Source organism: Actinomadura soli, assembly GCF_005889715.1.
GTDB lineage: Bacteria > Actinomycetota > Actinomycetes > Streptosporangiales > Streptosporangiaceae > Spirillospora > Spirillospora soli.
In genome coordinates, this window is sequence record NZ_VCKW01000084.1 from 20,596 (window position 1) to 30,632 (window position 10,037).

Here is a 10,037-nt window from a genome sequence, read left to right on the forward strand (position 1 = left end):
GCGGCGGGCTGGCCCCCGCCCCTGTCCGCAGCGTCCGCGACCGTCATTCACCGTGGCGGCGCGTGCCTCGCCAGATGCTGACGCCCGCGGTGACCGCCGCCGCGACCAGGCCCACCAGGGAGCCGATAAGAAAACGCGACCGGGACTCCGCGGGCGCGAACGCTATCCAGGCGACGCATACGGCGACCCAGAAGCCGAAGTAGCAGGAGATGAAGACGTAGAAGCGCCTGCTCCAGAAGAGGCGCTTGGCCGCCTTCGGACGCTTGAAGTACTCCTCGGACTTGCCCTCGGACGAGACGAGCCGGGCGGCGAACTCCCCGGGCGTGCCGAACTCGTCGTCCGGGTCGACACCGGACTCGGCGACGTAGGCGGCGAGGTCGTCGACGGTCCCGGTGACCTCGTCGTCTGGGACGCCGCTGTCGCGCAGCCGTCCTGCCAGCTCGTCGAAATAGGCCGTCGTCATTGGGGGGCTCCAAGGGCGAGCATCCTGCGCACTGAACTACGCAAACTAGCTCTCGGGTCAGCGCGACGCACATCGTCCACCACGGAGGGCTTCTCGGAGGGCTTCTCGGAGGGCTTCCCGGGGCTTCCCGGCGGGAGCCGAGGGCCATGGCCGGATCAGGACGCGGGGCTAAACGGAACGATCACTCGGAATAGCCATAAAGATCTTGCGGTTGCAACTACTGTGCGAAACCGGCGAACCGGGTAGCACCCATGTCCACGCCCCATGGAGGTGAACCGTGCCGAGCAGCATCCCCAGGACCCGCACCAACTCGCAGCGCGAACACGTGAAGTCCACGTCGCTGCGGGCCCTCGTGGTCGCCGCGCGACTGGAACGCAATCACGCCCCGGAGGGTCCACCGGGCAACGTCGACGGCCGGGCGGAGCACGGCGCGGAACGCCGCAGCCCCGACCCGGCCTGACCCGCGGCCTCGTCCATTGGCCCCTGTGCACACCACAGGGGCCTTGGTATTTACAGACCTTTATGAGGGCGCGGCCGCGTCGAAGAACACGTGCACGGCGGCGCGCGCGCGTGCCGGACCCACGGTCTCCACCATCGCCGTGAGGTGTTCCGCGCCGAGTACGGCCAGCAGTGCGTGCGCCTGGGCCTCCCCATCGGCGACGGACCGGTCGAGCAGGATCGTCAGGTGCCGATGCCAGAAGCCATAGGCGCCGATGCGGTACCGCGCTCCCGGCGAAGCCGTTTCCGACATGCGGACCAGGGACAGATGATCCAGCACGTAGTCCAGGTAGGCGTCGGCGAAGGCGTGCAGCCTTTCGGACGGCTGGACGGCCGCGCCCCCACCACCCGGGCCGAGCGGAGCCGGCCCGGACAGGATCGCGTCCTGCAAGTCACGTTCGCGTTCGTCCAGGAGGGCGACGGCCAGCCCCGCCTTGTCGCCGAACCTGCGGAAGAGTGTCCCCTTGCCGACCCCGGCGGCGGCGGCGACCGCGTCCATAGAGACCGACTCGACGCCGTGCCGGGCGAAGAGGGCGGCGGCGGCTTCGAGCACCTTGGCGCGGTTCCGCGCGGCGTCCGCCCGCTCCTTGGGCGGCGGCGTCCGCATCAGCTCCAGGTCAACGCGCCTTCCGCCGGCCGGACCACGGTCCATCACGTCTCCTCACTCCCATTCGGACTGTAGTCCACTTAGTCGGTTCATGCCACCGCACTAGATCAACACCTTTGCGGAGCACCTACCATCATCTGGCCATAGGCTGGTGCACGGCCGGCCGACGAGCCGGAAGCGACGGGGAGCGAGTGGTGTGACCGACAGGACGATGCCGGACGCCCTTCCACTGCGGTCGGGCGATCCGACCGAGCTGGGCGGGTACAAGATCCTGGGCCGCCTGGGCGAGGGCGGTCAGGGCTCGGTGTTCCTGGGCCGGCGGGCCGGTGAGACCGAGTCCCTCCCCGCGACGGACCACGTCGCCATCAAGCTCCTCCACGGCGGGCTCGCCGGAGACGACTCCGCCCGCGCGCGCTTCGTCCGCGAACTGGAAGTCGCCAAGCGCGTGGCTCGGTTCTGTACCGCACAGGTCCTCGACGCCGACGTCGCGGGCGACCAGCCCTACATCGTCAGCGAATACGTCCCTGGTGTGACCCTGCACCACGTGGTCCGCACGGAAGGGCCGCGCACCGGCGGCGCCCTGGAGCGGCTCGCAGTCAGCACCCTCACCGCGCTCACCGCGATCCACCAGGCCGGGATCGTGCACCGCGACTTCAAGCCGCACAACGTGGTGATGGGCCCGGACGGTCCGCGCGTCATCGACTTCGGCGTGGCGCGCGCGCTGGGCGCAGCCGGGGAGACGCAGAACGTCGGCACGCCCGCCTACATGGCGCCCGAGCACTTCACGGGCGGAGAGGTCAGCACGGCGTCCGACATGTTCGCCTGGGGCACGACCATGGCGTTCGCCGCCACGGGACGCCCCGCGTTCGGCAACGACGAGATGGCCGCGGTCATGCACCGGATCCTGACCGGCGAGCCGGACCTGGGCGAGCTGGCCGGTCCGATGCGCGATCTGGTGTCCGCCTGCCTGGCCAAGGAGCCCGCGCACCGTCCTACCGCCCGGGAGGCCCAGGAACGGCTGGTCGGCGCGTCCACCGGGACGGCACCGGGCGCGTCGCCCGTCCAGCCGCTGCCCGCGTTCCCCGGGCTCCCGGCCGACCTTCCGGTGCCCCATGCGCCGGGCACTCCACCCGGGTTGGCGCCGGGTTCGACGGACCCGGACGCCAACCCGCACGCCATGGCCGGGGCTGTGCTCCCGCCCGATCACGTCACCGACCCGTCCGCCCAAGGGCACTGGACGGCTCCGCAACCTCCGCCCTACGGCGAGCAGGCGCCCGTAGGGCACCCGCAGGGCGCGCCCGGCATGGCGCCACCGTCCCCTCCTGGCCCGTCCCATGCGCATGGGTCAGGCGGACGGAAACGCGGGCGCCTGATTCCCATCGCGGCGGCCGCCGCAGTGGCGGCCATCATCGCGGGCGGTGCCGTCTGGGCCGCGACCAAGCCGGGTGAAGACAAGGGCAAGGACCAGCAGGTGGCCGCGTCCAACGACGACCAGGGCGCACAGGGCAGCCCCGGCCCCGCGACCGGCCCCAGCGGTGCCGCCAAGAGCCCGGGTAGCAAGAAGCCAGGGCAGCCGAACGGCAACCAGAACCCGGCGGGCCCGAACTCGTCCCAGAAGCCCGGCACGCCGCCGGACGGGGGCTCCACACCGTCCAAGGGCGGAGGGGGCGGTGGAGGAGCGCCGCCCCAGGAGCCGGCCAACAAGTACACCCCGCAGCAGGTGTGCAACAGCGGCGGCCATGGCGGCGGCTACTACATCCAACGTTCGTTGAGCGTCTCCGGCGGTACCGCCTACCTGCTCTACAACAGCTCCACCTACAACTGCGCCGTCACGATGAAGACGCGCAATGTGGGGACGAAATCCTCGGTGTCGGTCTGGGTCCAGAAGCAGGGCGGCAGCACGATCGCCGACAGCGGCTCGTTCGCCTGGTACGCGGGACCGGTGTACGTGAAGGCGCCCGGGGCCTGTGTCCGCTTCGGCGGCAACGGCCGCAGCGCCCCCTATGGCAACTGCGGCTGAACGACCCGCGGTCAAGTAAAGGCCACCCTCGCGCCGGGGGTGGCCTCTGCTCTGTTGGCGGGTGCTCTGTTGGCGGACGGGTCGACGCTCGGTTCCCCGGAGCCGACCCGTCGCGTTTTCAACTGACCGCCAGGGCGCTCGCCCTAGGTGAGGACTCGTTCCCCTGTAGCGTGGCGGGGCGGCGGCCGTTCGGCGGTTTCCGACGGTTCAGTTACGGGAGGCGATGAGATGGTCGAAGTCGCCGTCCTTTGCACCAAGGATGAGCGCTTCGATCTCGGGGCGGGTGTAAATGAGGGCCGGGCCCTCGGGATGACGAGAGTTGCGCATCGCCACCTGCCCACCGGGCAGCTCAGCGATCTCGACGCAGTTCCCCTGGGAGTTGCTTCGCCGGGACTTCAGCCATCGGGCCCCTTGCAGGTCCGTGGCCGGCATCCCGTTGTCGTAATCGGTTTGGAGCATCATGTCTCTCTGAGAAAATCACCGAGAAGCTCGACGGTGCGTTCCGGGGTCGCACTGTCGACGCACAGGCGTTCCATCGCCTGCAGATAGGTGTCGACGTCGTCGCGCTTGTCCAGGTACATCGCGCCGGTGAGGTTCTCGACGTAAACCACGTCCGGCAGGTCCTGCTCGGGAAAGCGCAGGATCGTGAACGCGCCTCCCTCGGCCGCGTGGCCTCCGAACCTGAACGGCATGATCTGGATGGTGACGTTGGGCAGTTTGGACATCTCGATGAGGTGTTCGAACTGGCCCCTCATCACCTCAGGGCCTCCGATGGGACGCTTCAGCGCCCCTTCGTCCACCACCGCCCACAGGCGCGGAGCTTCCGAGCCCGTGAGACGTGCCTGCCGTTGCATGCGCAGTTCCACGCGCTGGTCGATCTCATGTTCCGCGGCCCCGGCGTTGCCCAGGCGGATCACCGCGCGCGCATACCCCTCCGACTGCAGCAGTCCCGGGACGAACTGCAGCTCATACGTGCGGATCAACGCCGCCGACTCCTCCAGGCCCACATAGGTCTGGAACCAGCCGGGCAACACGTCGTTGTACCGGTGCCACCAACCGGGGGTGTTGGCCTCCCGCGCCAACTGCAGCAGCGCTTCGCGTTCTGTCTTGTCGCTGACGCCATACAGTGAGAGCAGGTCGTCCACGTCACGTTCTTTGAAGCTGACTCGTCCGAGCTCAAGGCGGCTGATCTTCGACTCCGACGCACGGATGACGTAGCCGGCGTCCTGACGGGTCACACCCTTCTGCTCGCGCAGACGGCGAAGCTGTGACCCGAGCAGGATCCGGCGGACCGTCGACCCGCTTCCCGGCGTCTCTGGAGTCACGCCCAACCTCCCGGCTATTCGGCGGACAGCGAACCTAGTGTGCCACTGGCCTCTGTGTCCTGCGGTTACCTCCGATCACTTGCGTGCGGTCCACGCCGCCCCACACCCTCACGACGCAGATGCACGTGCATTGGGCCTTGCATTCGCACGCTACGATGCGTAGGATAACGCACGAGACTTCCAAGCCACGGCTGCACAACAAGATCACTTTGCGGGGTCCGGTTGGAATGACGTCACGCCACGCGCACGACGACACGCGGTGGGGGTTCGGCCCGGCGTGCGGGCCGGCCGGTCCGCACGACCATGCCGCGCCGTCGACTCCCGTCCCGGAGTCGTCCGACCTGCCCCAAACCCTGGACACGGCCGTCACCGCCCTGACCGAACTGAAGGACGCGACGGTCTCGTTCACCGTCGAGCCCGATCCGGAATCGGTCACCGCGGCCCGGCATTTCGCCGTGTCGCGCCTCATCGAATGGGGCGCGCCCGAACTGGCCGACGACGTGGGGCTCGTCGTCTCGGAACTCGTCACGAACGCACTGCGGCACAGCGGGGGGACGTCCCGCGGCCGGTCGGGCGACGACGTGCACCGCGAGGGCGTGTACGACGACCCGGCCGACCCGCTGGGCTCCGCGCCGTCGGCGATCAGGCTGCGGCTCACGCGCGAGCCGCCGTGGCTGCTCTGCGGAATCTTGGACGCGAGCCGTTCCGCACCCCGCCGCAGGGAGCCCGATTACATAGCCGAAACGGGACGGGGCCTTCACCTGGTGGAGTCGTTCAGCGAGCGCTGGGGATGGCGTGCCCTACCACAAGGAAAGGTGGTGTGGGCACTATTCCGTTCCTCCTGAGTCGCGCGTAGCGGCGCTTCACAGGGGTAACAAAGGAGTTCCCTACCCCGCCCCCGGAGAAAACGACCGGCAGAGAGGAGCACCGGTGGACTTCGCGGTCGAGCATCGCGTCGAAAAGGGCCTCACGGTCGTGAAGATCAGCGGCGAGATCGACGTCTTCACCAGCCCCCGGCTGCGGGAGGCCCTCCTCGGCATCATCGACAACGGCGGCGCGCATCTGGTCATCGACCTCGGCGAGGTCACCTTCCTGGACTCCACGGGCCTCGGCGTGCTGGTCGGCATCTACCACCGGCTCCGCGCGCGCGACGGCTCGATGTCGTTCATGGGCGTCAACGACCGGGTACGCCGCGTCTTCCACGTCACCCAGCTCACCAAGATCTTCGTACTGCACCGCTCCCTGGACGACGCGATCGCGGCCCACGAGTCCGCCTCGTCCTGATCGCTCCCTTGCCGCCTCCCGCCTCCCCGCTCCCCCCTGCGCTTGTCGGTATTCGCCCGCACTTGGACGGGTTCGTTCCTGCGGGTTATCCACAGTTCGAGCGGACGCGCCCGCCGTCGCGAGTACCCGGTACGGTGAGACCGAGATCAAGCCCGCCGCCTGGGCACGTCCCTCCGACGCGCGCGGTGCTGTACGCCAGCCGACCCATCGAACGGACGGGAGCGCTCCGTGGCAGAACAGCCGCTGCATGAGCACACGCTCGGCAATGGCCTGCGCGTGGTGGTCTGCGAGGACCACGTCGTACCTCTGGCCGCCGTGAACATCTGGTACGGGGTGGGCTCGCGGCACGAACGCGCCGGCCGCACGGGGCTCGCCCACCTCTTCGAGCACCTGATGTTCCAGGGCTCGGCCAACGTCGCGGAGGGCGAGCACGCGGCCCTGCTGGAGAGCGCGGGCGCCGCGTTCAACGCCAGCACGTCGTTCGAGCGCACGAACTACTACGAGACGGTGCCGGTCAGCCATCTCGACCTCGCGCTCTGGCTGGAGGCCGACCGGATGGGCACGCTGCCCGCCGCGCTCACCCAGGCCAACCTCGACAACCAGCGCGACGTGGTGAAGAACGAGCGCCGCCAGCGCTACGACAACCAGCCCTACGGGACGGCGTTCGAGCGGCTGTGCGCGCTGACGTTCCCCGCGGGGCACCCGTACGCGCACACGCCGATCGGCTCCATGGAAGACCTCGACGCCACCACCCTTGAAGACTGCGCCGACTTCTTCGCCACCTGGTACGCGCCGGGCAACGCCGTCCTGTCCGTCGTCGGCGACGTCGACCCCGAGAAGACCCTTGCCGCGGTGGAGCGCTACTTCGGCGGGCTGCCGGCGGGCCCGGCCAAGCCCCCGTCGCGGCCCGGCGAGCTCGGGCCGCTGACCGGCGTCCGCGAGGAGACCCTCGACGAGGACGTCCCGTCCCCCGCCTACTTCGCGATGTTCACGCTCCCCATCGACGGCGGCGACGACGTCGAGGCCGCCGAGCTCGCCGTCGAGATCCTCGGCGGCGGCTCCGGCTCCCGCCTCTACGACCGGATGGTGCGGCGCGACGAGATCGCCACCGAGGTGTGGGCGGGGGTGACCCGGCTGGCGTCCGGCCAGTCCCTCGCGATCGTGGACGCGATCGGCCCGGAGCCGGACAAGATCGCCGCCGTGCTGGACGAGGAGCTCGAACGGTTCGCCGCCGACGGCCCGGACGCCGACGAGGCCGCGCGTGCCACCGCCCAGGCCGAGCGGGGCTTCCTGGAGCAGACCGAGACCGTCACGGGCCTCGCCAACGCGCTCTCGCAGAACGCCACCCAGTTCGACGACCCGGCCCGGGTCTTCACGGCCCCCGGCCGCGCCGCCGCCGTCACCGGGGACGCGATCAAGGAGATGGCGGGCCGCTGGCTCGCGCCGGGCGGCCGCACCGCCCTGACCTACGGAGGCGCCTCATGACCAGCGGCCTGGACCTGCAGCCCCGTCCCGTCCCGGGGCCCGTCCCGGCGTGGGCGTTCCCGGCCGCCGACGCGGGCCGCATCCCGGCCGGGCCGGGCACGCTCCGCTGCGACCTGCCAGGCCGCCGCCTCGCCGCGGTCCGGCTCGTCCTGCACGCGGGCGCGGGCCGCGAGCCCGGCGACCTCGACGGCGTCGCGACGCTCGCGGCGCGCGCGCTGATGGAGGGCACCGAGCCCGGCGGCGGCACCGCGCTGACGGCCGCGTTCGAGCGGATCGGCGCCAGCCTGTACGCCGCCGCCGACCTGACCGCCCTGCGGATCGCGCTCGACGTCCCGGTGACACGGCTCGACGCGGCCCTGGAGCTGTTCTCCTCGGTGGTGCGGCGCCCCGCGCTGGACGACGCCGACATCCGCCGCCTCGTCCGCGAACGCCTGGAAGAGATCGCGCAGGAGGACGCCGACCCCGGGTCCCGCGCCATGCGCGAACTCCGCGCGGTGATGTTCCCCGCGACGGCCAGGGCGTCCCGGCCCACCGGCGGCAGCCGCACCTCGGTCGGCACGCTCCAGGGATCCGACGTCCGCGCCTTCTACGGCTCCGTGGTGCCCGCTGAGGCCACGGCGGTCGTCACCGGCGACCTGTCGGGGGTGGACGCCGACGCGGCCCTCACAGCCGCTCTGGAGGGCTGGGCGAACACCGGCGAGCCGCTGCCCACCGCCGACCGGATCATGCCGGAGTCCGCCGCCAGGATCGTCGTCGTCGACCGTCCCGGCTCGGTGCAGACGTACCTCAGCTTCGGGCACGGCGTCCCCGACCGCTCGCACCACGACTGGCCGTCCCTGATGGTCGCGTCGCACGTGCTCGGCGGCGGGCTGACATCCCGGCTCAACGCGGTGCTCCGCGAGGAGAAGGGCTACACCTACGGCATGCGGGCCGGCCTGCTGCGCATCCGGCACTGCGGCCTGTTCATCGCCCAGGGCGCCGTCCACACCGAGGTCACCGCCGACGCCGTCACCGACGCGCTGACCGAGCTGCGCGGCGTCGTGTCCCGCGGCATCGACGCCGACGAGCACGGCTCGTCCGTCCGCGCGCTGGCCGACCGGGCGCCCGCCGAGTACGAGACGGCCCGCGCCGTGGCCGCCGAACTCGCCGACGTGTCCGCCAACGGCCTCGGCACCGACTACCCCAGCGCCTACCTGGCCGCCGTCCGCGCCTCCACCCCGGACGGCGTCGCCCGCGCCTACCGCAAGCACATCGACCCCGAGGCGCTGACCATCATCGCCGTCGGCGACGCCGCCCAGATCCGCGGACCCCTGGAGAAGCTCGGCTACGCCCCCGTCACCGTCACCGCCAAGGAGTAAGGGCCCCACGGTTCGCCGGAGCCCGGAACCCGAGAACCCCTCAGGTTGGACGAAATAGGTCCGGTGTTCCGCTTTCCGGCGTGAACCGATGGCATGGTGGACTAGGTCTCACATGCGTTGGCCGGGTCCGGTCGGACCCGTACCGGGAACGCCGGGGCTGACTTGCGCGGGGAACGTCCTCGCGGTCGGAAGAGGGGAACGGCCGGTGTCCTACGGGCAGATGGCGGGCGGCGGGCCGTCCGTCGACACGATCCTGTCGGAGCCGAACTGCAAACCCGGCGGCGTCGTGGCGGGCAAGGTGCACCTGCGCGGCGGGGCCGGGCCCGTGGAGATCCGGCACGTGACGCTGGCGCTGATGCCGCGCATGCAGAACGGGTACGGCGGCGAGACGGCGGGCCCCGAGGTGTACCGCGGCGCCCTCACACGCGGCTTCCGGCTGGACGCCGCGCAGAACCGCGACCTGGCGTTCTCCATCCCGCTGCCGTACGAACTGCCGTTCACCACCGTCCTCGGCCACGAGCTGCCCGGCTTCACGATCGGGATGTGCACCGAGGTCGACGCGAAGGGCCAGCCCGACCCCGGCGACGTCGACCCGATCTCCGTTGAGCCGCTGGAGTCGCAGCAGTGGGTCCTCGCCGCGGTCGCCCGGCTCGGATTCCAGATCACGAACGTCACGTTCGAGTCGTCCAAGCTCCGGGGCGTCTCCCAGCAGCTCCCCTTCCACCAGGAGATCCACCTCAACCCGCCGTCGTCGTTCCAGGGGCGGGTCGACAAGGTCGGGCTGAGCTTCGTCGCCAGCCCGCGCAGCATGGCCTTCGTCCTGCGCGCCGAGGACCGCGAGACCCCGTCGGACGAGTCGTTCGGCGTGTTCCAGGTCCCGCACGCCGAAGCCGCCGAGACCGACTGGAACGCGAAGATCACCCAGTGGCTGGAGGCCGCGGTGGCGCTGCCGCGCGCGTCCCGCCCGGCCCACGGCGCCCCGACACCACCTCCGGGT

11 protein-coding genes are annotated in these 10,037 nt (G+C 70.9%); 7 read left to right on the forward strand and 4 right to left on the reverse strand.

The window, feature by feature from the left end:
- Nucleotides 1–43 precede the first annotated feature (43 nt).
- Entirely contained in the window at nt 44–463 is a 420-nt protein-coding gene (locus tag ETD83_RS17940) for a hypothetical protein (protein WP_138646275.1), read from the reverse strand.
- 277 nt (nt 464–740) lie between these two features.
- On the opposite strand from ETD83_RS17940, the gene ETD83_RS17945 reads away from it, so the two are divergent.
- The gene (locus tag ETD83_RS17945; protein ID WP_138646276.1) at nt 741–923 is read left to right on the forward strand and encodes a hypothetical protein; all 183 of its coding nucleotides are present in this window, start codon (nt 741–743) and stop codon (nt 921–923) included.
- 60 nt (nt 924–983) lie between these two features.
- Here ETD83_RS17945 and ETD83_RS17950 read toward each other — a convergent pair whose 3' ends face one another.
- Entirely contained in the window at nt 984–1,613 is a 630-nt protein-coding gene (locus tag ETD83_RS17950; RefSeq protein ID WP_171064296.1) for a TetR/AcrR family transcriptional regulator, read from the reverse strand.
- Nucleotides 1,614–1,764: 151 nt separating this feature from the next.
- On the opposite strand from ETD83_RS17950, the gene ETD83_RS17955 reads away from it, so the two are divergent.
- Nucleotides 1,765–3,588: a serine/threonine protein kinase gene (locus tag ETD83_RS17955; RefSeq protein WP_230420990.1), complete on the forward strand. Its 1,824-nt coding sequence runs from the start codon at nt 1,765–1,767 to the stop codon at nt 3,586–3,588.
- Nucleotides 3,589–3,795: 207 nt separating this feature from the next.
- On the opposite strand, the gene ETD83_RS17960 is transcribed toward ETD83_RS17955, so the two are convergent.
- On the reverse strand, nt 3,796–4,050 hold the full coding sequence (locus ETD83_RS17960) for a DUF397 domain-containing protein (RefSeq protein WP_407921494.1): 255 nt from the start codon (nt 4,048–4,050) through the stop codon (nt 3,796–3,798).
- Entirely contained in the window at nt 4,047–4,868 is an 822-nt protein-coding gene (locus ETD83_RS17965) for a helix-turn-helix domain-containing protein (RefSeq protein ID WP_138646286.1), read from the reverse strand. The genes ETD83_RS17960 and ETD83_RS17965 overlap by 4 nt, the downstream gene beginning before the upstream one ends.
- Before the next feature lie 272 nt (nt 4,869–5,140).
- On the opposite strand from ETD83_RS17965, the gene ETD83_RS17970 reads away from it, so the two are divergent.
- The 5 genes from ETD83_RS17970 to ETD83_RS17990 all read left to right on the forward strand — a co-directional run.
- A complete protein-coding gene (locus ETD83_RS17970; RefSeq protein WP_138646277.1) occupies nt 5,141–5,758 on the forward strand; it encodes an ATP-binding protein in 618 nt (205 codons plus the stop codon).
- Between the two features lie 85 nt (nt 5,759–5,843).
- Nucleotides 5,844–6,197: an STAS domain-containing protein gene (locus ETD83_RS17975; protein WP_138646278.1), complete on the forward strand. Its 354-nt coding sequence runs from the start codon at nt 5,844–5,846 to the stop codon at nt 6,195–6,197.
- Between the two features lie 228 nt (nt 6,198–6,425).
- Nucleotides 6,426–7,682 (forward strand): M16 family metallopeptidase, encoded by a 1,257-nt coding sequence (locus ETD83_RS17980; RefSeq protein WP_138646279.1) that lies wholly within the window; start codon nt 6,426–6,428, stop codon nt 7,680–7,682.
- Entirely contained in the window at nt 7,679–9,040 is a 1,362-nt protein-coding gene (locus tag ETD83_RS17985) for a M16 family metallopeptidase (RefSeq protein ID WP_138646280.1), read from the forward strand. Before ETD83_RS17980 ends, ETD83_RS17985 begins: the two co-directional genes overlap by 4 nt.
- A 205-nt stretch (nt 9,041–9,245) precedes the next feature.
- Nucleotides 9,246–10,037 (forward strand): sporulation protein (locus ETD83_RS17990; protein WP_171064298.1); only part of this gene is annotated, 792 nt, incomplete at its 3' end.